This window comes from Psychrobacter pasteurii (genome assembly GCF_900162815.1).
GTDB lineage: Bacteria > Pseudomonadota > Gammaproteobacteria > Pseudomonadales > Moraxellaceae > Psychrobacter > Psychrobacter pasteurii.
Genome location: NZ_FUGD01000060.1, coordinates 20,231 through 43,572 on the forward strand (window position 1 = coordinate 20,231; position 23,342 = coordinate 43,572).

15 protein-coding genes and 3 tRNA genes are annotated in these 23,342 nt (G+C 42.5%); 17 read left to right on the forward strand and 1 reads right to left on the reverse strand.

The window, feature by feature from the left end; genetic code table 11:
- Positions 1-74 precede the first annotated feature (74 nt).
- The 10 genes from secE to A1232T_RS03880 all read left to right on the forward strand — a co-directional run bounded on the left by secE (position 75) and on the right by A1232T_RS03880 (position 14,872).
- The gene (secE, locus tag A1232T_RS03835) at positions 75-548 is read left to right on the forward strand and encodes a preprotein translocase subunit SecE (RefSeq protein ID WP_077448145.1); all 474 of its coding nucleotides are present in this window, start codon (positions 75-77) and stop codon (positions 546-548) included.
- 192 nt (positions 549-740) lie between these two features.
- On the forward strand, positions 741-1,271 hold the full coding sequence (nusG, locus tag A1232T_RS03840) for a transcription termination/antitermination protein NusG (protein WP_011961254.1): 531 nt from the start codon (positions 741-743) through the stop codon (positions 1,269-1,271).
- A 131-nt stretch (positions 1,272-1,402) separates the two neighbouring features.
- Positions 1,403-1,834 (forward strand): 50S ribosomal protein L11, encoded by a 432-nt coding sequence (gene rplK, locus A1232T_RS03845; protein WP_007395730.1) that lies wholly within the window; start codon positions 1,403-1,405, stop codon positions 1,832-1,834.
- Complete coding sequence (gene rplA, locus A1232T_RS03850; RefSeq protein ID WP_077448146.1) at positions 1,835-2,536, forward strand: 50S ribosomal protein L1; 702 nt, start codon at positions 1,835-1,837, stop codon at positions 2,534-2,536.
- 450 nt (positions 2,537-2,986) lie between these two features.
- Positions 2,987-3,514: a 50S ribosomal protein L10 gene (gene rplJ / locus A1232T_RS03855; RefSeq protein WP_077448147.1), complete on the forward strand. Its 528-nt coding sequence runs from the start codon at positions 2,987-2,989 to the stop codon at positions 3,512-3,514.
- A gap of 113 nt (positions 3,515-3,627) precedes the next feature.
- Positions 3,628-4,005 carry a 50S ribosomal protein L7/L12 gene (gene rplL, locus A1232T_RS03860; protein ID WP_028858896.1) on the forward strand — a complete coding sequence of 126 codons (378 nt, stop codon included), beginning with the start codon at positions 3,628-3,630 and terminating at the stop codon, positions 4,003-4,005.
- Positions 4,006-4,643: 638 nt separating this feature from the next.
- The gene (gene rpoB / locus A1232T_RS03865) at positions 4,644-8,762 is read left to right on the forward strand and encodes a DNA-directed RNA polymerase subunit beta (RefSeq protein WP_077448148.1); all 4,119 of its coding nucleotides are present in this window, start codon (positions 4,644-4,646) and stop codon (positions 8,760-8,762) included.
- Between the two features lie 128 nt (positions 8,763-8,890).
- Positions 8,891-13,120, forward strand: coding sequence for a DNA-directed RNA polymerase subunit beta' (gene rpoC / locus A1232T_RS03870; RefSeq protein WP_077448149.1), 4,230 nt, complete (start codon positions 8,891-8,893; stop codon positions 13,118-13,120).
- 371 nt (positions 13,121-13,491) lie between these two features.
- The gene (locus tag A1232T_RS03875; protein WP_077448150.1) at positions 13,492-14,214 is read left to right on the forward strand and encodes a hypothetical protein; all 723 of its coding nucleotides are present in this window, start codon (positions 13,492-13,494) and stop codon (positions 14,212-14,214) included.
- 148 nt (positions 14,215-14,362) lie between these two features.
- The gene (locus A1232T_RS03880) at positions 14,363-14,872 is read left to right on the forward strand and encodes a DUF6586 family protein (RefSeq protein WP_077448151.1); all 510 of its coding nucleotides are present in this window, start codon (positions 14,363-14,365) and stop codon (positions 14,870-14,872) included.
- Positions 14,873-14,982: 110 nt separating this feature from the next.
- On the opposite strand, the gene A1232T_RS03885 is transcribed toward A1232T_RS03880, so the two are convergent.
- On the reverse strand, positions 14,983-15,675 hold the full coding sequence (locus A1232T_RS03885; RefSeq protein ID WP_167367031.1) for a DUF4442 domain-containing protein: 693 nt from the start codon (positions 15,673-15,675) through the stop codon (positions 14,983-14,985).
- Positions 15,676-15,882: 207 nt separating this feature from the next.
- Between A1232T_RS03885 and A1232T_RS03890 the strand changes: the two genes are divergently transcribed.
- The 7 genes from A1232T_RS03890 to A1232T_RS03920 all read left to right on the forward strand — a co-directional run bounded on the left by A1232T_RS03890 (position 15,883) and on the right by A1232T_RS03920 (position 23,230).
- Positions 15,883-17,328 (forward strand): McrB family protein, encoded by a 1,446-nt coding sequence (locus A1232T_RS03890; RefSeq protein WP_244152362.1) that lies wholly within the window; start codon positions 15,883-15,885, stop codon positions 17,326-17,328.
- A 24-nt stretch (positions 17,329-17,352) separates the two neighbouring features.
- Positions 17,353-18,849, forward strand: a complete 1,497-nt coding sequence (locus A1232T_RS03895) for a 5-methylcytosine restriction system specificity protein McrC (protein ID WP_167367032.1) — start codon at positions 17,353-17,355, stop codon at positions 18,847-18,849.
- Between the two features lie 157 nt (positions 18,850-19,006).
- Positions 19,007-19,083 (forward strand) — tRNA-Pro (locus A1232T_RS03900).
- Between the two features lie 118 nt (positions 19,084-19,201).
- Positions 19,202-19,278: transfer RNA gene (locus A1232T_RS03905), tRNA-Arg, on the forward strand.
- Between the two features lie 73 nt (positions 19,279-19,351).
- Positions 19,352-19,427: transfer RNA gene (locus A1232T_RS03910), tRNA-His, on the forward strand.
- A 231-nt stretch (positions 19,428-19,658) separates the two neighbouring features.
- Positions 19,659-20,684 (forward strand): hypothetical protein, encoded by a 1,026-nt coding sequence (locus tag A1232T_RS03915; RefSeq protein WP_077448154.1) that lies wholly within the window; start codon positions 19,659-19,661, stop codon positions 20,682-20,684.
- Positions 20,685-20,881: 197 nt separating this feature from the next.
- Positions 20,882-23,230: a cytochrome c biogenesis protein CcdA gene (locus A1232T_RS03920; RefSeq protein WP_077448155.1), complete on the forward strand. Its 2,349-nt coding sequence runs from the start codon at positions 20,882-20,884 to the stop codon at positions 23,228-23,230.
- The last annotated feature ends 112 nt before the right edge of the window (positions 23,231-23,342 follow it).

Consider the following 23,342-nt stretch of genomic DNA (forward strand, 5'->3'; position numbering starts at 1 on the left):
TACCAAGCACTCTTCTTTTACCATACAGATAGGCGGCATTAATTCTATCGTCTACGTCGTAAGGCAATTCAACTATGAGCAAACAACAGGATAACCTAGAAAGAAAGGTATCTGACGCTAGGCAGGGCGCTCATAATACGTTAGGCAAAGACCTTTCTGGTAAAAGCGCAGTGGAAGTTGCAAAAACCCGTTCGCCAAAAGATATGGCGCTTTGGGGTATTGCCTTAGCCTCCTTAATTGGGGCTACCTTGGTTAACTATAAGCTACCAGGCATTTGGCAACCCGCTAATGATCTGTGGACTAGAGTTGGTATTATTGCTGCTCTGATTATTTTAGCCATTATTTGTTTGGCATTAACCAATCAGGGTCGTAGCTTTAAGGTATTACTTAAAGATGCCAGCATTGAGTTACGCCGTGTCACTTGGCCAAGTAAGAATGAAACCATTCAATACACTTGGCAAAGTTTACTAGTGATTGGTATTGTTGCTGTCATAGTATGGTTGTTAGATAACTTATTTAACTGGTTGGTTGGTATCTTTATTGGCTAGATAGGCCACAGTTAGCCACCAGTAGTGTGAAAATATATAAGGGTGTTGATTCGTTGGCTCCCTTTTAAATGGCTACAAGAAGTAGCACTAGAATAAAGAATTGTTAGGGCTGGGCTTCATATAGTGATTATATAAGCAATACAGCCTGTTTTTTTAATCAGCAATCGTTTGATTGACGTCATGGAGAAACCTATGCGCTGGTATATTGTGCAAGCATTTTCAGGCTATGAAAAGCAGGTCCAACGCTACTTGACGGATCGTATCAATCGCAGTGAATTCGCTGATAAATTCGGTGAGGTTTTGGTACCAACCGAAGAAGTCGTTGAAATGAAAGACGGCAAAAAGCGTAAAAGTGAGCGTAAATTCTTTCCAGGCTACGTATTAGTAGAAATGGAAATGAATGATGATACTTGGCACATCGTCAATGACTGCCCGCGTATTACAGGCTTCATCGGCGGTACTCCAGAGAATCCAGCACCTATTACTAAAGTTGAGGCAGATCGCATCTTAAATCGCCTTAAACAAAGTGAAGAAGCACCGCGTCCTAAGACCTTATTTGAGCCAGGTGAAGAAGTTCTGGTTATCGATGGACCATTTACAGATTTTAAAGGTCTGGTTGAGAAAGTAGATTACGAAAAATCGAAATTACAACTGACCGTAAACGTATTTAACAGACCAACTCAGGTCGAATTAGAGTTTAGTAAGGTTGAGAAATTAAGCTAATTGGCTTCTTAAAACTCAACTGAGCTAAATATTTTAACCCCCGGGGAGCGGATAGCTCTGCTTATCAGCTTGCTTTAACAAATTTGGTAAGTGTGAGCAGTAAGCGTTATCACCCGTAAAGGAGAAAACTCATGGCTAAGAAGATTGATGGTTACATCAAACTACAAGTGCCTGCTGGCAAAGCAAATCCTTCACCACCGATTGGTCCTGCACTAGGTCAAAAAGGTGTGAACATCATGGCATTCTGTAAAGAGTTCAACGCTGCAACTGCTAGCATGGAACCAGGTCTGCCAATTCCTACTGAAATTACAGTATACGCTGATAAATCATTTACATTTATCATGAAGTCACCACCTGCTGCGTTCTTGCTGCGTAAAGCTGCTGGCATCGCTAAAGGTTCTGGTGTTCCAAATACTACTAAAGTAGGTAAAGTTACTCGTGCACAGCTAGAAGAAATCGTGCAAACTAAAAATGCTGATTTGACTGCTGCTGACCTGGACGCTGCTGTACGTACCATCGCTGGTACTGCGCGTTCAATGGGCATCGATGTGGAGGGTGTGTAAATGAGTAAGCTTACTAAACGTCAAAAATTGATCGCTGAGCGTGTAGACAACGAAAAGTTATACACTCTTGAAGAAGCGGTAGCTATTTTAAACGACCTACCACCTCTTAAATTCAAAGAGTCAGTTGATATTGCTATCAACCTTGGTGTAGATCCACGTAAATCAGACCAAGTAGTTCGTGGCGCAACTAACCTACCTGCAGGTACTGGTAAAACTAAGCGTGTTGCTGTATTCGCTCAAGGCGCTGCTGCTGACGCTGCTAAAGAAGCTGGTGCTGACGTAGTTGGTATGGAAGATCTTGCAGAACAAGTTAAAGCAGGCAACCTAGACTTTGACGTTGTTATTGCAGCTCCAGACGCAATGCGTGTTGTAGGTCAGTTAGGTACTATCCTAGGTCCACGTGGCCTAATGCCTAACCCTAAAGTTGGTACAGTTACTCCTAACGTTGCTGAAGCAGTTGCAAACGCTAAAGCAGGTCAGGCTACTTACCGTGTAGATAAAGCAGGTATCATCCACACCACTATCGGTCAGGTTGGTTTCACTGTTGAACAAATCCAGCAGAACGTACAGGCTTTATTATCAGACATCCGTCGTGCTAAGCCAGCTACTTCTAAAGGTATCTACCTTAAGAAAATTACTATCTCAAGCACCATGGGTCCTGGTATCGCATTAGATCCAATCCCATACCGCACAGCTAAGTAATTTAACTAATTTATTAGTTTTTAGTGATGATTCGAGCTCTACTGATTTGTATCTCGAATTATCACCCAGATTTTAAAGTTTTAAAATATTAGGTCAGCTTAGCCAAAGCTATGCTGTCTAAGACCGTAGGTAGGTATGTTAAGGTTGCAATTCTTTTAGAATTAAGATTGCAGGCATACTGTTAATTGATGTCAGTGTTATTTTTCAACTATTTATAGTTGTTCTATAGCCTAATATTGGCCTACGCAGACGGTGACCAAAAAAGTTTGATCATGGGAATTAAATAGAGTTTATCCATTTAATTTCTTATTCATTCTGATAAAGGTGCCGTATTCAGCGTTACTAGAGTGGTTGGACATTATTTATTTAATATCGAGCCATTAGCTTTAGTAATAGAAACGTCAATTCGGCATTGTGAAAGCAATGTTGAAGAGATCAAGGAGTCAACTCATGGCATTAACGCTAGAACAGAAACAAAAAGTTGTGGCTGAAGTGTCTGAAGTTGCTGCAAATGCTTATTCAGCAGTTGCTGCTGATTATCACGGCCTTGAAGTAGCACAGTTAACTGCGCTACGTGAACAAGCTCGTGAGAAAGGTGTTGTACTTAAAGTTGTTAAAAACACGCTAGCTAAGCGTGCTTTTGAAGGTACTGACTTTGAGTGCATGTCAGATAAGATGGTTGGCCCATTGTTATTGGCTTTTTCTACTGAAGATTTAGGTTCTGCAGCTCGTGTAATCCACGAATTCGCTAAAGAGAATAAAGCTTTAGAAACTAAGCTTGTATCAGTTGGCGGTGAGTTGTTTGGTCCTGAGGAACTTGAGCGCGTAGCTAAGCTTCCAACACGCGACGAAGCACTATCTATCTTGATGGCAACAATGAAGGCACCAGTAACCAAGCTTGCACGTACTATGAAAGAAGTACCAGGCAAGTTTGTACGTACTGTTGCAGCAGTAAAAGACGCAAAAGAAGCTGCTTAATCACTATTAGCTGTTTTCGGTTAATACAGTATGATCAACGCCTAGTGGCATAATATTTAACTGTATTGACCTTAATAATTAACTTTAAATTTATCAGAATATGGAGAAATCCCATGGCACTATCTAGAGAAGATGTGTTAAACGCAATCGCTGAAATGTCAGTAATGGACATCGTTGAACTAATCAGCGAAATGGAAGAAAAATTCGGCGTAACAGCTGCTGCTGCTGTTGCTGCTGCACCTGCTGCTGCTGCTGGTGGCGCTGCTGCTGCTGAAGAAAAAGACGAGTTCGACGTTATTCTTGCTAGCTTCGGCGACAAGAAAGTTGGCGTAATTAAAGCAGTTCGTGAAGCTACTGGCCTAGGTCTAAAAGAAGCTAAAGAACTAGTTGAAGGCGCTCCAGCTCCAATCAAAGAAGGCGCTAACAAAGCAGAAGCAGAAGAGCTTAAGAAAAAGCTTGAAGAAGCTGGTGCTACTGTAGAACTTAAATAATAGAGATTTATCTATTATGAGTTCGGTTAAGTAGGGGTCAAACCTTACTTAGCCATAAAGCCAACAATGTAATATGCATTGTTGGCTTTTTTATTGCTACTCGGATTTACTAGGTTGTGAGAGGGTTGCTTTTATAGAAAAGTTATTGTATACTCTCGCACTTGACCTTTTGTATTAGCCTAAATGGTTGGCAAGCGTCACGTTAATATCTTATCAACATCAGCTTAACGAACGTTTAGCGATTAATACAGACCAAGGGACAGACAATTTGCATGTTTAAAACATCGTTAGCTTCTATCCTTTTTATTTAGACCTAGGTACGCTCGTGCTTGGGGTTTTTTTGCATCTGTCGTTTGGCTTCTTTTTTAACCTAAATTAACAACTTTTTTGTAATAATTCGTTTCAATAACCAGCAAGAACCATTAGCTATTAACGTTTGTAATGGGTTTGGCGGCGTCGACACTCAAATATTGAGTAAAAACGTCATGATTGTATGCACAACAGGCATTATCAAAGGTCATTCTCACTGTTTCAATCTGATGATTCCTATTTAGAACTTGAGTAATAAGTTAATTATTAACCGCTTAATTTTTAAAAATGAATCATTTTTATTTTACTGTCTACTGTAAGGACTCTCGATGGCATATTCCTATACTGAAAAAAAACGTATTCGCAAAAGTTTTGCCGAGTTGCCACATGTGATGGATATCCCGTATCTATTGGCGATTCAAGTGGATTCCTATGAGCAATTTTTGCAGGAAAATAAAAAGCCTAAAGCGCGTGAGAATACCGGCCTTCAAGCTGCATTTTCATCTATTTTCCCAATCGAAAGTAACTCTAACAACGCTGAACTTCAATTTGTTGAGTACTATTTAGGTGCACCAGAGTTCGATGAGCGCGAGTGTATTTCTCGTGGATCAACGTATGCAGCACCCCTACGTGTCAAAATCCGTTTGGTTATCAAAGACAAAGATAGCAAAGACAAAAATAGCAAAGCGGCTATTAAAGACATTCGTGAGCAAAACGTATACATGGGTGAAATCCCATTAATGACCGACAACGGTACCTTTATTATTAACGGTACTGAGCGTGTTATCGTATCTCAGTTACACCGTTCACCTGGTGTGTTCTTCGACCACGATAAAGGTAAATCTCACTCAAGTGGTAAGGTGCTTTATAACGCCCGTATCATTCCTTACCGTGGTTCATGGTTAGACTTTGAGTTTGATGCTAAAGACTTAGTATTCGCTCGTATTGACCGTCGTCGTAAGCTACTAGGTACTATTATCCTACGTGCGCTAGGCATGGACACCAATGAAATTCTAGATACTTTCTTTGAAAAAGTGTCTGTCTATAAAGGTGAAGAGCAATTCGAAATCGATTTAGTTGCTGATCGTCTACGTGGCGAGATGGCTCAGTTCGATATCGTATCACCAGACGGTGAAGTTCTAGTTGAGCAAGGTAAGCGTATTAACGCTCGTCGTATTCGTCAAATCGAACAGTCTGGCATGAAAAAACTGGCTGTACCTGATGAGTACTTATATGAGCGTATCTTGGCTGAAGACATCGTTGTAAACGACGAAGTTATCGCTAAGGCAAACACGTTAATTGACCATGAATTATTGGTTAAGTTAAGTGCGTTTGAAGCCAGTGAGTCAATCAAAGAGTTTAAGATCCTATTCACTAACGACATCGATCACGGTACTTACATCGCTGATACCTTACGTGCAGACAGCACAGGTAGCCGCGAAGAAGCGCTAATCGAAATCTATAAAGTGATGCGTCCAGGTGAGCCGCCAACGATTGATACTGCTGAAAAATTATTTGAAAGCATGTTCTTCAACGCCGATCGTTATGACTTGTCAAACGTAGGTCGTATGAAGTTCAACCGCCGTTTAGGTCGTCCTTTTGAAAACAGTGATGATCCAGATGTTAAACGTGAGCAAAGCGTTCTAACTAAAGAAGACATCATCGATGTATTAAAAGAGCTGATCAATATCCGTAATGGTATTGGTGAAGTCGACGATATCGACCACTTAGGTAACCGTCGTATTCGTTCAGTGGGCGAAATGGCAGAGAACCAATTCCGCGTGGGTCTAGTACGTGTTGAGCGTGCCGTTAAAGAGCGTTTAAGCTCTGCTGAGTCTGATAACTTGTCACCACAAGACTTAATTAACTCTAAGCCAGTAGCGGCAGCGGTTAAAGAATTCTTTGGTTCGAGCCAGTTGTCTCAGTTTATGGACCAAAACAACCCATTGTCGGAAATTACCCACAAGCGTCGTATCTCAGCTTTAGGTCCAGGTGGTCTAACTCGTGAGCGTGCAGGCTTCGAAGTACGTGACGTTCACAATACTCACTACGGCCGTGTGTGTCCGATTGAGACACCAGAAGGTCCAAACATTGGTCTAATTAACTCATTAGCAACATTTGCTAAGACCAACGAATTTGGTTTCTTAGAAACCCCATATCGTAAAGTTGTTGACGGTAAAGTAACCGACGATATCGAATACCTATCAGCTATTGAAGAAGTAGGCACCGTTATCGCTCAGGCTGACTCTGAGTTAGATGAAAACGGCGTGTTAGCTGAAGAAATGGTAATGGTACGTAGCGGTGGTGAATCTGTACGTATGCCAAGTGACAAAGTAACGCATATGGACGTATCACCAAGTCAGGTTGTATCAGTTGCTGCTAGTTTGATTCCATTCCTAGAGCATGATGATGCTAACCGTGCCTTGATGGGCTCGAACATGCAACGTCAGGCGGTTCCTACACTACGTGCTGATAAGCCGCTAGTAGGTACTGGTATGGAGCGTCACGTAGCCCGTGACTCTGGTGTTTGTGTTATCGCTAAACGTGGTGGTGTAATCGAAGATGTAGACGCTTCTCGTATCGTTGTTCGTGTAAATGAAGATGAGATGGGTGCAGGCGAAGCGGGTATCGATATTTATAACTTAATTAAATACACCCGTTCTAACCAAAACACTTGTATTAACCAGCGCATCATTGTTAACCAAGGCGACGAAATTGCCAGTGGCGATATCCTAGCTGACGGTCCATCAACTGACTTAGGTGAATTAGCCCTTGGTCAGAACATGCGTGTGGCGTTTATGCCATGGAACGGTTACAACTTCGAAGACTCGATCTTGTTATCTGAGCGTGTGGTTAAAGAAGACCGTTTCACGACTATCCACATCCAAGAGTTAACTTGTGTGGCACGTGATACTAAGCTAGGTACTGAAGAAATCACTGCGGATATTCCAAACGTTGGTGAAGCAGCTCTATCTGCTCTTGATGAGTCAGGTATTGTTTATATCGGTGCTGAAGTAGACGCAGGCGACATCCTAGTTGGTAAAGTAACGCCTAAAGGTGAGACGCAACTAACGCCAGAAGAGAAACTACTGAGAGCCATCTTTGGTGAGAAAGCAGCAGACGTTAAAGATACTTCTTTACGTGTGCCAACTTCTACCAAAGGTACGGTTATTGACGTTCAAGTCTTTACCCGTGATGGCGTAGAAAAAGACGCTCGTGCTAAAGCAATCGAGAAGTCACAGCTAGATAACTACCGCAAAGACTTAAAAGAAGAGCTTCGTATTTTTGAAGAAGCTGCACGTAGCCGTATTAGTCACTTACTAGATGGTAAAGCCATCAGTGGTGGTGCAGGTCTTAAGTCAGGTACAGTATTGTCTGAAACTGAGCTGCTAGAAATGTCATTAGAAACTCTATTAGACATTCAGCCAGTAGAAGAAGTTATCGCTGAGCGCTTGACTCAAATTCAAGAGTTCTTGGTTGATAAGCAAAAAGACATCGACACTAAGTTCGCTGAGAAAAAACGCAAGCTAACTGCTGGTGATGATCTACAGCATGGCGTACAAAAAATCGTTAAAGTTTACTTAGCGGTTAAGCGTCGCATTCAGCCTGGTGATAAGATGGCCGGTCGTCATGGTAACAAAGGTGTTGTGTCACGCATCATGCCAATTGAAGATATGCCATATGACGAACATGGTAATCCAGTTGATATCGTGTTGAACCCACTGGGTGTACCATCGCGTATGAACATCGGTCAGGTACTAGAGACTCACTTAGGTATGGCGGCCAAAGGTCTTGGTGACAAGATTAATGGCATGCTTAAAGCCCAAGCTGCAGTAGCTGAGTTACGTGAATTCTTAGATAAGATTTACAACAAGGTAGGCGGTGAGCAAGCTGACTTAGACAGCTTGAGTGATGAAGATATCATGGCGCTTGCACAGAACTTACGTGAAGGTGTCCCTATGGGTACCGCTGTATTTGATGGCGCACGCGAAGTTCAAATTGATGAGCTGTTAGAGCTTGCAGGCTATCCAACTTCAGGTCAGCAGACTTTATATGATGGTCGTACTGGTCAGAAGTTTGACCGTCCTGTAACTGTAGGCTACATGTACATGCTGAAACTGAACCACTTAGTGGATGACAAGATGCATGCTCGCTCAACAGGTTCATACTCATTAGTAACGCAGCAGCCTCTAGGTGGTAAAGCACAATTTGGTGGTCAGCGCTTCGGTGAGATGGAAGTTTGGGCACTAGAAGCATACGGCGCAACTTACACGTTGCAAGAGATGCTAACAGTGAAGTCGGATGATGTTGAAGGTCGTACGCGTATGTATAAGAACATCGTCGATGGTGAACAGTACATGGATCCAGGCATGCCTGAGTCATTCAACGTACTGACCAAAGAGATTAAGTCATTGGGTATTAATATTGAGCTAAAAGAAAGTAATTAGTCTTATCCTTTAACTCAGCCTAATTCATTGCCTTCAACGGTAAGTTAGGTCATTACTTAAGATGTATTATTGAATATAAATAATAGTGATGACCCGACTACCGTGAACACATATAACGGAGAAGCAACTTGAAAGATTTACTCGATATTATGAAAAGCCCTGCCGACAACGGCAAACGTGAATTTGATAGCATTCAGATTTCATTGGCTGCTCCTGAGACTATTAAATCATGGTCACATGGCGAAGTAAAAAAACCAGAAACTATTAACTACCGTACTTTCAAGCCTGAGCGTGACGGTCTATTCTGTGCCAAAATCTTTGGTCCAGTAAAAGACTTTGAGTGTCTATGTGGTAAGTACAAACGCCGTAAATTCCAGGGCGTAATCTGTGAAAAATGTGGCGTAGAAGTGACCACAGCTAAAGTTCGTCGTGACCGTATGGGTCACATCGACTTAGCTAGCCCAGTGGCTCACATTTGGTTCTTAAAATCATTACCAAGCCGCATCGGTCTACTACTAGATATGACATTACGTGATATCGAGCGCGTATTGTATTTCGAAAGCTATGTGGTAACCGATCCAGGTATGACTTCACTAGAGAAGTATCAGCTTCTTGATGATGAAGATTACTATAAAGCTCTAGAAGAGTTCGGTGATGAATTCATCGCTAAAATGGGTGCTGAAGCGGTTCAAGACCTATTAAAAGACATCGATATTGATCTTGAGATTGATGATCTACGTGAAGCGATTCCAAATACCGGTTCTGAAACCAAGCTTAAGAAGATGTCTAAGCGTCTAAAATTATTAGAAGCTTTCCGTGACTCTAATAACAAGCCTGAGTGGATGGTAATGAGCATCTTGCCAGTACTACCACCAGATTTACGTCCTCTAGTACCTCTAGAAGGCGGCCGCTTTGCAACATCAGATCTAAACGATTTATATCGCCGTGTTATTAACCGTAACAACCGTCTAAAGCGTCTATTAGAGCTTAATGCTCCTGATATCATCGTACGTAACGAAAAACGTATGCTACAAGAGTCAGTGGATGCGCTATTAGATAACGGTCGTCGTGGTCGTGCTATTACTGGCAGCAACAAGCGTCCATTAAAATCGCTTGCTGACATGATTAAAGGTAAGCAAGGTCGTTTCCGTCAAAACTTACTTGGTAAGCGTGTTGACTACTCTGGCCGTTCAGTAATTGTTGTGGGTCCAACTCTACGTCTACATCAGTGTGGTCTACCTAAGAAAATGGCACTTGAATTATTCAAGCCATTTACTTACTCAAAATTGTTATCACACGGTATGGCGACAACCATTAAGCAAGCTAAGAAAATGGTTGAGCGTGAAGAGCCACAAGTTTGGGATATGCTGGCCATGGTTATCCGTGAGCATCCAGTACTACTAAACCGTGCGCCAACACTTCACAGATTGGGTCTGCAAGCGTTTGAACCTGTACTAATTGAAGGTAAAGCTATCCAGCTTCACCCGCTTGTATGTACCGCGTTTAACGCCGACTTCGACGGTGACCAAATGGCAGTACACGTGCCATTGACCTTAGAAGCACAGCTTGAAGCTCGTACCTTAATGATGTCGACCAACAACATCTTGTCACCAGCTAACGGTGATCCGATTATTGTACCGTCACAAGACGTTGTATTAGGTCTGTACTACATCAGCCGCTCGTCAATTAACGCCAAAGGCGAAGGCATGATCTTCGCAACTGTTAACGAAGCGCTGCGTGCGATTGGTTCAAACGACTTACATGTAAACGCTAAGATTAAAGTTCGTGTTACCGAAACCATCATTGATGAAGAAGGCAACCGTACTAAGCAGACATCACTACAAGATACTGTAGCCGGTCGTCTATTAATCTGGAATGTTATGCCTAAAGGTATACGTTTTGAAGAGTGTAACGTTGAGATGACTAAGAAGAACATCTCAAAACTAATGAACTCTTGCTACCGTACTCGTGGTGTGAAAGAAAGTGTTATCTTCGCTGACCAATTGATGTACCTAGGTTTCGCTCAAGCGACGCTATCAGGTGTGTCTATCGGTATTGAAGACATGGTTATTCCACCTAAGAAGAAAGAGCTTATCGAAGCGGCTGACGCTGAAGTTCGTGAAATCGAACAACAGTTTGAGCATGGTTTCGTAACGGCTGGTGAGCGCTATAACAAAGTTGTCGATATTTGGTCACGTACCAACGATAAAGTTGCTAAAGCGATGATGGATAACTTATCTACGGATAAAGTTATCAATGCGCAAGGTGAAGAAGAAGAGCAGAAGTCATTCAACTCTATCTTCATCATGTCAGACTCTGGTGCTCGTGGTAGTGCGGCTCAGATTCGTCAGTTGGCCGGTATGCGTGGTCTGATGGCTAAGCCAGATGGCTCAATTATTGAAACGCCAATTAAAGCTAACTTCCGTGAAGGTCTATCAGTACTTCAGTACTTTATCTCGACTCACGGTGCGCGTAAAGGTCTAGCGGATACCGCACTTAAGACGGCTAACTCAGGTTACTTAACCCGTCGTCTAGTAGACGTGGCGCAAGACTTAGTTATCACAGAGAACGATTGTGGTACTGAGAAAGGCGTTCGTATGACACCGCACATTCAAGGTGGTGAAATCATCGAGAAGCTAGGTGACCGTGTATTAGGTCGTGTGGTAGCAACAGATGTTGTTAACCGTGAAGATGAGATTATCTTACCAGCAGGTACCTTGATTGATGAGCAAGGCGTACAGCTAATCGATAACAATGGTGTCGATGAAGTATGGGTACGTTCAGTAATTACTTGTGATGTACCTCATGGTGTGTGTGCTCAGTGTTATGGTCGTGACTTGGCCCGTGGCCACAAAGTGAACATTGGTGAGTCTGTGGGTGTAATGGCTGCTCAATCAATTGGTGAGCCAGGTACTCAGTTAACGATGCGTACGTTCCACGTGGGTGGTGCTGCAAGTTCTACTTCAGTTGACAACAGCATCTCAGCACGTAACACAGGTTTCATCCGCTTCCATAATATGAAAACGGTTGAACACGTTGATGGTCACTTAGTCATCGTTTCTCGTTCTGCTGAAATCGGTATTGCTGATGAAGTAGGTCGTGAGCGTGAGCGCTATAAAGTACCATACGGTTCAAGTGTTCTAGTGAAAGACGGTGATGCGGTTGAAAGTGGTCAGGCCATTGCTAAATGGGATCCGCACACTCACCCAATTATCACAGAATTCGCCGGTAAAGCACGTTTCAGCGATATTATCGATGGCTCAACTGCTACCGTTAAGATTGATGAAGCGACAGGTATGAGCTCGTTTGAAATCTTGGGTTCAAAAGACCGTCCAAGTAACTCAAAAGACTTACGTCCAGCGATCATTCTAGACACTACTGGCGGTAAAGAAGTGGTTTACTTCCTACCTGCTGAGACTATTATCCGTGTTTCTGACGGTGAAGAAGTTACTGCCGGTTCGGTATTAGGCCGCGTACCACAAGCAACTTCTGGTACGAAAGATATTACCGGTGGTCTGCCACGTGTTGCTGACTTATTTGAAGCACGTCGTCCGAAAGATCACGCTATCATGGCAGAAATGTCTGGTGTGGTAAGCTTCGGTACTTCGACGAAAGGTAAGAACCGCTTCATCATTACCAATGAAGATGGTGAAGTTCATGAAGAGCTGATTCCAAAATGGCGTCAAATCAACGTATTCGAAAACGAAACTGTTGCCCGTGGTGAAGTTATTGCAGATGGTCCATTAAATCCGCATGACATCTTACGTCTACAAGGCGAAACGGCACTGGCTAACTACATCGTTGACGAAGTACAAGAGGTTTACCGCTTGCAGGGCGTTAAGATCAACGATAAGCACATTGAAGTTATTATCCGTCAGATGCTACGTAAAGTAGAAGTTACTGACGCGGGTGATTCTAACTACTTCAAGGGCGATCAGGTTGAATACGCTGATGTGAAAGCACTGAACGAAAAACTACTTGCTGAAGATAAGTTCCCAGTACAGTTTGAGCGTCAGCTGCTAGGTATTACTAAAGCCAGCTTGGCGACCGAAAGCTTCATCTCAGCCGCTTCGTTCCAGGAAACTACGCGTGTACTAACTGCTGCTGCCGTAACCGGTAAAGTGGATGAGTTACGTGGCCTGAAAGAAAACGTGGTTGTGGGTCGTCTGATCCCAGCGGGTACAGGTCTTGCTTACCATGCGGCTCGTAAGAAAGCCAAAGAAGGTAAGCCTGTGTACGACGTAGAAAGTGCTCTAGATGCTGCGTTTGATTTAGAAGCAAACAGCACAGCTCAAGATTTCAGAAGCTTCGATGAAGCCTTTGCTCAAGAGCTTAGCCAAGACAAACCAGGTCAGTAAGCATTAATTACTCACTTGAGTAAAAAATAAAATTAATCGTTATAAAAAAATCCGGCATTCGTGCCGGATTTTTTTATGCAAATAAATAGTGAAATATCAGTTGCTTATTAAGAAATAAGCTTGTTTTTAAATAAAAAATTAAGCTTATATTGCCAAAAGGTCAGTTGGTAAAACAGGAAATGAACTTGATTCGGTCTTAATAAGCCTTTATAACTATAAGAAGCGCAGTTAAGTAACTAAATTAACCAAATATACTATTTGTTTAACTTCTCTGTATTATATGAATAGTAAACTACTGCATTTATTTATTAACAAATCAATAATGACACAAAAATAGTATTATTTATTTTGATTAAATTTTTGAGGCGATCATGAGAAAGCTTATTCTATTAATATCTGCCTTGTTTTCAGCAGGGACGATGAGTAATGCGTATGCTGAAAATAAAACGCCAGACTGTGATAGTTTAAATATCATGTTAATGTCTATGCAAGAGGAGTTGGATATTAATGCCAACTGGCGTACAGCAGGCTCATCACCTCAGAAATTTAAGACGGTAAGTGTCGGCGACTCTAGTAAATCAGCGGATCCTAGTTTTGATATCAACTGCCCTAATTTAAAAGCCAGTTATGATGGCAAAGTACTGAAGATGAAGGCAGACAGTTATAAAGGGATTACGGATCATCTGTATAAGCAGTTGAATCGTGGTGTGGATTTATACAATTATCGTTGGTATAGCGATCCAAAAATAAAGACCGATTTTAAAGTAGATAAGTATAGCTTTGACTTAGAAAGATTATTGCTTACCGATGGTTATATTAAAATGCCAGAGGGGAGCAGTATTAGCAACAAGCAGTCTTTTATTCCCACTACGGCGGTTATCAGTTATAGAGTTAATGGCGGCGCGTTAAAGCCATTATTGGTTAATAAAAGTGTTACCAAATACTCTTCAGACTTTAAAACAGCCAAAACCATCGATATTTACCACAAAAATTCAGATATGAGTCGAAGAGGTTTTGGGGTAGAAAGAATCTTTATTGATAAAGAAAACGGCGTGTTGGAAATTTATAAAGAACACGTTTTCCCGCCCAAATAGATTTTTTAAGATTTTAGTGCTTGTGTCAAATTATAGAAAGCCTGCTGATATTGAGCAGGTTTTTTTGTTTTTAGCGAGGATGAGTGGCATATAAATAACTTATTTATGGTACATTTATCTTTTATATAAGTAGGGTGTGAGAGTAAAAATGGCAGACAAAGGTAGAGTGGCCCGTTATCAAGCAGACCGTACCAATCAGAAATTTTATTTTTGTAGAGTCGCGTGTAAGCAAGCCGGGGAGACGGCAGATAAACAGCTGTACCAAGCACATTGTGAAACGGCTATTTTTCATCTGCAAGGGGCGTTGTGGGCGTTTTTACAAGAATTGGCGCATTTTTATAATCTAGATACCAGCCAGCCCAGTATTGATTACATCGAGACTGCCTTAGAGAAAAAAACGCTAATTTCACCAGAGCTACAGCGAATTAAAATCTCCTTAGAGTCTGGGGTATTGGCCAATATCAGTAAGGCTTATCAGCGCTGTCAGTACGCACCTGCTCCAGATAGTAACGGTATTGAAACCTCAAGCCATGACTTAATTGTCAATGTGGTGACGCTGTCTAATCAGTGGTTGCCTGATGAGCAGACCATTCGAGATTGGCGTACCGAGTTTATGGCTCTGGTAGATGAGATGCGCGGTGGTATGGTTGAGTATTAGCCCTATTAGAGGTTCTGTTATAGACTATAAAAAAAGGCACTACTGGTAACAGCGGTGCCTTTTTGATTGAGCTTGATTAAGCCACTAAGCCATGAGAGGGTAGATTGAGTTTATTTGGCTCTACCTTCACGGCGCTGTTTTAGCTCAGATTTTGGAATCCAGGCCCAAGTCATTTCTACAGTAATCGGATCTCGATCGCTATCTGAATTACGGTCCTCGATAACACAAGGGATTATCATCTCACCTTTAGGAGTGTCTAGGATATATTGACGCTGCTCGTCACTTAATGTTGCTATGGCGGCCATCTGTCCTTTTTTAATCGGACGATAGAAGTTCACTTCATAAGACTTAACCAACAAGATTCTATCTGAAGGTAGGTTAATACCCAAAATAAAACCAGTGGCGGTCTCGGCCAATAAAGTCACTGCCACAGCATGTACCGAACCAATGTGGTTTTGCACTGCTTTTTTATTTTCTAAGCTAACCACCAGTTTATTTGGCGTCACTTCTTCGTAAACAATGCCAGTGGTGCCGACATAAGGTACAATCTTACTAAAGGTTTTGGTCAGTACAAAAGATTGAGTCGACTTAGGCAGCAATTGCACGGCATTCAAGATTTTGGTAAAAGGATTACTAATCTGTTCGGAGTTGTCGCCATCAGCAGCGCCTTGATTGGCTCCATCATTTTTTGATTGACTTGCTGGAAAAGGTAGATTTAGTTGAGCGGCTATTGTGGCTGCTTTTTCAACCGTGGCTTTTTTTGTCGAAGATACTTGCTGTATAAGGTTTGATAACTGGCTCATAACGCGTCCTTTCATAGTTAGAGGGGAATAATGAGATTGAATAAGAGTGGATGCAGTATAGCAAAACCATAAACCAATAAGAGATGATACAGCGGTCACAAAAAGGGGTTGCTGATTGCAAATAAACCCTATCACTAATACTTTAAAAATGCGAAGAGATACTTTTAATCAAGAGAAGAGATACTTTTAACTAAGAGAAGATATACTTTGAACCAAGATTTGAAATCCGATTTAATGCCCATGCCGACTGAGCCTACCAATATCATTTTTACTGGTGTGGCGGGCACAGGGAAGACTCATAGGTTGCTTGAGTTACAAAAGCAATATGATGAGTCTATTGATGCTTCTTGGGAGACCTGGCGGATACAGCAGGTCAGTCATTACGGCTGGTGTGAGGTGGTGTGTGCGGTACTTCTTCTAGAAGATAGATTGATGACGGTACCTGAGATGATGCGTCATCCGTTAGTTCTGGATAAATCAGCGGCCAATAAACGCAATGAAAACATTAATCAGACCTTATGGGTTCAGCTGAACAAACATGCTCATCCAGAATCCGTCACAGTAAATACCAGTCAGCGCTCTGCCAATTCGTATTTTGACAAAACACCAACCAGTCAGTGGTTCTTATTGGACGAAATGAAGCAGATGCTACGCAGTCAGTTGTCTGAGCTATTATCGCTGTATGATGGGCAAGGTAAACAGCATGACAGCCAAGAGTTTGTAGTGAGTCGAAGCTGTCTGGTGAGCTTTCATCAGTCTTATGGCTATGATGAGTTTGTTGAGGGTATCCGCCCTCGGATTAACCCGCAAACCGGTCAGATGCAGTACGAGATACAGCAAGGGGCTTTTTTGGAGCTTTGTGCTAAGGCCAGCAATGACCCCAATCACCGTTATGCAATGCTGATTGATGAGATTAATAGGGCCAATACCTCACAAGTATTTGGTGAGCTTATGAGCGTTATAGAGCCGAGCAAGCGAGCAGGGGGAGCAACCCCTATGGCAGTGCGTTTGGCTTACTCAGGGCGTCAATTCATTGTGCCTAGCAACGTTGACATCTATGCCACCATGAATACTCAAGATAGATCCTTAGCGACGCTAGACACGGCCTTTAGAAGACGCTTTGAGTTTGTCACTTGTTATCCTGACAGTTCGCTTTTAACACAGGTCGAGGATAAGGCAGCAGACAGCGTTAACTTAGCGGCTTTGATGCAAGCTTTAAATCAGCGGTTATTTGCTTTGTTTGGGGCTGAAGCTCAGCTAGGTCAGTCTTATTTTATGGGTATTAATGAGATATCTGAGCTTGCCAAACGCTTATATCGCCAGATTATTCCGCAAATCATTGAATATATAAAGCTCAGCGCTGTGCCGGCGCAAATCCCTGGGCTATTGGCACAGGTGCTATATGGTGAATTGGCCTTAAATGATGGCTTAACTTCAAATAATTCGCTTAGTTTGCTGCAAACGAATGTCGCAAGTAATAGGCAAGAATCGCAGTGGTCACCGGCTATACAAGGTCAGGCTTCTGCCCCAATTGGCCTAAACCCTGACTTCATTGCTGCTGCAACAGTAGGAAGTATGGAGGCAGAAAACTTGTATTTAACAGCCAAACCTTACCAGCTGCTATATACCCGTTATCTTTCTGCCCAGGAGTAAGTTTCTTTGTATTCTGGCTTAGCTGTGCAAAATACTGATAGACAGAGGCTACTTCACCTCAGTGATAGTAATGGGGTGGTTAGCTGCTTTGAGCATCAGCGTCTGAGTCGAGAAGACTTTGCACATGCTGCAGACTTTGAGTATTTGATTGAGCAAGAGTTGCCTTGTTTTAGCATAGAAGTTAAGCGAGGCCAGCTCAGCTTGGTGATCAGTCATTATTTGGCAAAAATAATTTTGCCCAGTGGCTTAACTCTAGAGATATTACCAAAGATTAGTCTGGATGAAGCTAGTAACGCGAAAAGTAATTCCTTAAAATCACAACCTGAACTGGCTAAACGGCAGGCAGATATAGTTCATGCTCGGCAGTGGGTGACTGTCATGCTTGAAGATATCAGTACAGATAATTTAGCAAAGCAGATAACAGCGCTAAACCTAGCAGCTAAAGCTGATTTTTCTATCCCCTCTTATCCCAATATACCGTTTCAATTGGCAAGCACATCACTATCGCTAGATAAGCCTTGGTATGAAGGCTTGCTGGCAACAATCCGTGAAGCGCTGCAACAAGCGGCAATGATTTTGCCCAATCGTTATCAGACTCAAGTAAATAACCAACCTAAAGCGCAAGGTAAGATTAATCTTGCTGCTCAGCTAAAAAACAATTGGCATCGTCCGCATTATTTATACACTGAGCAGGCTGTATTTGAGACAGACCAAGTCTTGGCCCAGTTTTTGGCTACGGCTTGGCAACAGTTGCAGAAACTGTCTTCACAGCCGACACTCAATGAGACAAGCTTTGATCAGAAGTTGCCCAGTAGTTTGCAGGGAGTTATGGCTTTACCTCCTCAAAGCTGGGCGCCCACTTACCAACAGCTGAGAAATAACGCAGCCATTTGGCGCAGCCAGTTTGGAGTCCTGCAAGCACAGACCGTGACTCAGGCCATAGAGTGGGGGTGGTGGTTATTGACCCAAGGCGGGGCAGGCGAGTCGATATACAGCACTGACAATCCATCAGCGGCAGAGTTACCTATTGCAGCGTTAATGATAAATATGAACCATGCGTTTGAGCGGTGGGTGCTAGGCAAGCTACAGAATTGGGTCGCTCAAAATTTAGCAAATAGCCAACTTATCATACAGCCCAGCTTTGATTGGTTATATTTAAAACCTACCGCCTCTAACTTAGACCCAAACATAAAGGTTATCCAAAAACTGATCCCTGATGCTTGTATAGTGACCAAAGATGGCGCAATTAGTCATGTGTTAGACATCAAATACAAAGCACTTTCTCAAGCGAATCAAGTAAGTGGGGCGGATTGGCAGCAGCTTTATAGCTATAAACAGCACTTAAAATGTCAAAATGCCTGGTTAATTTATCCAAAAGCAAAAAATTTTACACAAAGGCTTGACGTTTATGACAATTTCAACGAGAATAGGCACTCAAATCAGGAAGGCAATGTTCTAAAGGGTGTTACACAAATGAGTGTGATTCCATTTGATCCCCAACAGGGTTTGCTACTGATTTGAGGGTTCTATAATAGATTCAACATTTTTTGAAAATAATTTAAAAAAAGTGTTGACAAGATTCAAGTTAAGTCCTATTATATGCACCTCGATAGCGATGACACAGATGATTAAGTTAATTATTGAGTTATCAAAATCGTAAAAAAGAAAAGTAAGATATCGGAGTGTGGCGCAGTTTGGTAGCGCATCTGGTTTGGGACCAGAGGGTCGTAGGTTCGAATCCTATCACTCCGACCACTTTTTACTAGAGCCTTACAGGCTTTTTTTTATGCTTTAAATACGACATTTGTTGATTATTACTCTATATGTGTTTTAATAGCAGTGTAGTTCAATAACAACGATGTTAGCACTATGAGCGCCTGTAGCTCAGTTGGATAGAGCATCTGCCTTCTAAGCAGGTGGTCGCAGGTTCGAATCCTGCCAGGCGCACCACTTTCGCCTGAATTGTAGTACCTATAACGTTAGGTAAGACATTGCACTTTCAATACACTCTGTGTTGATTATGGCGGCTGTAGCTCAGTTGGTAGAGCCCCGGGTTGTGATCTCGGTTGTCGTGGGTTCAAGTCCCATCAGTCGCCCCACTTTTTATCCTTTCTTTTTATATCTCAAAACTCAATATTATATCATTTGCTAATCTAGACGATGTCTTGGTTGGTTTTTTTGCATTTCCGTTTTTTAATTCTATGGCCTAGGGCTGTTTTTATTGATTAATCGAAACTATAGCGGCTACCAAAGTGCCTATGAAACTAAGATGTCCAGCATTAGCAATAATGCTATGATAAAGGAATCTTAAAGAGGGTCGAGGTACTATTATGGCAAACCGTCCAATAACGATTACCGCACGAATTCAGCCGAAAAACGAGGTCAGCTCCGAGCCTGTCGCTCCCAAGCAGGAGCAAGTAGAAGACGTTCAAGCTGTGGATGAGCCTATGACCATGCCAAAGACAAAAGCAGAGTTGATCGCTTTATACCAAACCGAAGCTTTAGAGATAAACAACTCTGTCCAAGCTAAGGAAATGGAAAAGGTGGCTCGCCAGCGGGTGGCGCTGTATGAGCGTCAGCTAAAACGGACTGAGTTTTTTTATACCATTAAGCCCTTATTACGTCCCACTTATATGGTGCAGACATTAAAGTCACAGTTTGTTGAGTACCAACAGTTCCAAATGGCCAGAGCTCTCGATCAGCGTGGCATTATTGATTTAGATAAAAACGAAATGATGTGGCAGCAGTTGCACATCGTTGATGATCTTATTGCAGATATTGTGCATCACATGCCCGCCCAGCAGCCTGTAGGGTGGCAACTGACTTCAGTAAACCGCAACCATCTAAAATTTCCTAACGTAGGTCGACTCAGAGATAAAGACAGCGTGGCCGACCAAGCCAGTCTCAACAGCTATGTATTGGGTCATTTTGGAGTAATGAGCTATACCTATGACCGAGCCTATTTTATTGGTCATGTCTTGGGTTATTTATTCTGTTGCTATTATCTAGCCCACTTGTCGATAGCTTATGGGGTAACACCTCTACCTGAAACTGCAGTGGCGAATTATAAATACTCGTCATTAGAGACCGCGAAGCTGGTCAGGTTATTGCACAGCGTTGATGTCTATTGTAAGCGTCGTATTTATCAGTTGGCCGTACTTTGCGCCCGACTAAGCTGCTATCAACTGGATAAGTATATTGAAAAAATGCTGATCGCTGAGGTCAATGAGTTTGATAAAAAACAACAAATTGAGCATTTAGACGCGTTATTCATACAAGGTATAATGCCAGAGATGCCAGATAGTGTAGATTTGAAACAGTTCCCTGGCGCTTTTGGAGATGAGGGTAAATCTTAATATTAGGCACCGTTAATATTTATTATACAAAAATATATTATATGGTAAGCTCAATGAATTATAGTCGTTAATCGTTTGTGGCTATTACTATTGCGGTTATCAGTATAAAGAGCCGTGGACCTATTTACCTATTACTTCCACCCACTTGACCTTATCGAGCCCTAATAAGGTCACCTTGCTTTTATGAAATGACTTTAATGAAAAACTCAGCAGAAATAAAAGATACTTTGTCCTCTCAGTCCACTTCCGATTCGAATCAAAATAAGGGCTGGGCAACCAAACAACGACTAAAAACCAACCCATCTCGGTTTATTGGCCGAAAAGCTTTAGCGGCTTCATTGGCATTATCATTAAGTTTTGGATTGGTTCCAGGTGGGGAAAGTAATCAGGCTCAAGCGGCAAGTCTGGCAGATTTATTTAGCAGTGCTGAGACTCAGGGTGGTCAAGAGAAGTTCTTAAAGGTAGACCAAGCTTTTTCGGTTAAACCTAGCCAAAGTGGTAATAAAGTTAACATTGCCCTAAAAATCACTCCAAAACATTATCTATATAAAGATAAGCTGTCTTTAAAACTGCCAGAGGGCGTAACGGCTTCTGCAATTAAGTTCTCTCATACGCCACAGAATATTGATGACCCAACCTTTGGTAAGGTAGACGTCTTTAAGCAGCCTCAAGTCACCGCAACGGCGACTTTGACCAACACCACTGCTGCTGCGATTAATGAAGATATTACGGTTACCTGGCAAGGCTGTGCTGATGCTGGGCTGTGTTATCCCCCGCAAACAGAAACATTGGCCATAAGTTTACCGGCTTCTACTTCAGCAAGTGCTGCAGGGCAAAAGAAAAGTTCTGAAGAGACTGCTACGCCTAAGTCAAAAGAGTCAGCTGCGGCTAAAAGCACGACGAGTAGTTCTAAAGCAGCTGCCAGTGAAAAAAGTGCTAGCACTGAGGCAGATACATCTGCTAAACCTAATAATAACTCAGCCGAATCTCAACAAAAGGCGCAGACAGCAACGATTGCTGCGGCCAGTGCTACTCAGGCAGTGGCTAATGAGTCCACAGACGAGGAGTCATCGGCACAAGATACAGAGTCAGAGGATATCACTGATATAGAAGGTGAAGAGGCTCTAGTCACAGATGAAGATGAGCAAGATTTAGAAGCAGCTGAAGACAGTACAGAAGCTGCTTTAATGGGCCAAGACGGCTCTTTAAGTTCAGGCTCAAGTGAGTCTGGTTTGCAGTTAGGTAGCGAGGGAGTGGTTGACCAAGATCCTTTCGGTCTGGCGAAGCACCCTTGGTTGGCTCTCTTATTATTATTTTTGGCAGGTTTGGGTTTAGCCTTAACGCCTTGTGTGCTGCCTATGTTGCCCATTGTCAGTAACATCGTAGCACGACAGCATACTCCTACCGCCAAAAAAGGCCTGATACTAAGTGGTAGTTACGCCCTAGGGGTAGCCATTGCTTACGGTATTTTAGGGGCAATTATCGCTGTATTCGGCCAGCAACTTGGTATTATTGGCTGGTTACAAAACCCGGTTATTCTATTAGTATTTGCAGCGATATTCGTTGTTTTAGCCTTATATATGCTAGATGTGGTTAGGATTCCTGTACCCAACGCCATTCGTCAAAGAACTCAGTCTTTAAGTCAAGCAGGTGATAAGTATTTGGGCAGTACTTTTGGTAGCTTTATTGCCGGACTGCTATCGGCACTTGTGGTTTCTCCTTGTGTTTCAGCACCGTTGTTTGGTGCCTTATTGGCTGTTTCGACCATTGGTAATCCGCTATTGGGTTTCGCTGCCTTATTCATGTTAGGGTTTGGGTTATCAGCCCCGCTGATGCTACTTGGTGTTAGCCAAGGTAATCTAATGCCAAAAGCAGGCGAGTGGATGAATTGGGTTAAGCAAGGGTTCGCTTTATTACTATTTGCTGTGGCCTTGCTATTGGTTGAACGGGTTATGATTAGCCCTGTTATGCTGATGTTATGGGCAATGTGGTTCATGGTAGTAGCTGTATGGGCTTGGAAGTGGAGTGGCCGAGGACAATTATTTACTAAGCCGTTGGCCCTTGTTTTAGGTGGCTGGGCAGCTCTGACTTTAGTAGGGGCAGCTGCAGGCAGTAAAGATTCATGGCAACCTTTGGCTGTATTTTCGCAGCCTAATTCCGCCTTAATCAGTGCTAACTCACAAGGGTTGGCTTCTGCTGGAGCAACTGGTGTTCATAGTGGTGATAAACACATCTATACCTTAGATGAGCTAATTCCTATTATTGAGCAGAACCCTAAAGTATTGGTAGATGTTACGGCAGAGTGGTGCGTTGAGTGCCGAATTATGGACAAAACCTTGTTTACTAATCGACCAGCTGCGATGCAACAGTGGCAATTGGTTAGACTGGATGTGACTGAAACTAATGAAGAATCTGCGCGTATTTTATCTGAATTAAGCTTATTTGGACCGCCTGCTTTATTGTATTTCGTCGATGGTAAGTTGCAGGTTCAGCAGGTAGGGACGGTTGAGCGTAATCAATTTGAGGAAACTTTAAATAGATTTTAAGGGGCTAATTGGTTTAGAATAGCTGTATTATATATTTTAAGTTGAAGGCGTGCTTCAAAATAGCACGCCTTCTTATTGCCCTTAAGTAACAGGTTAAGTTAAAACTATTAGG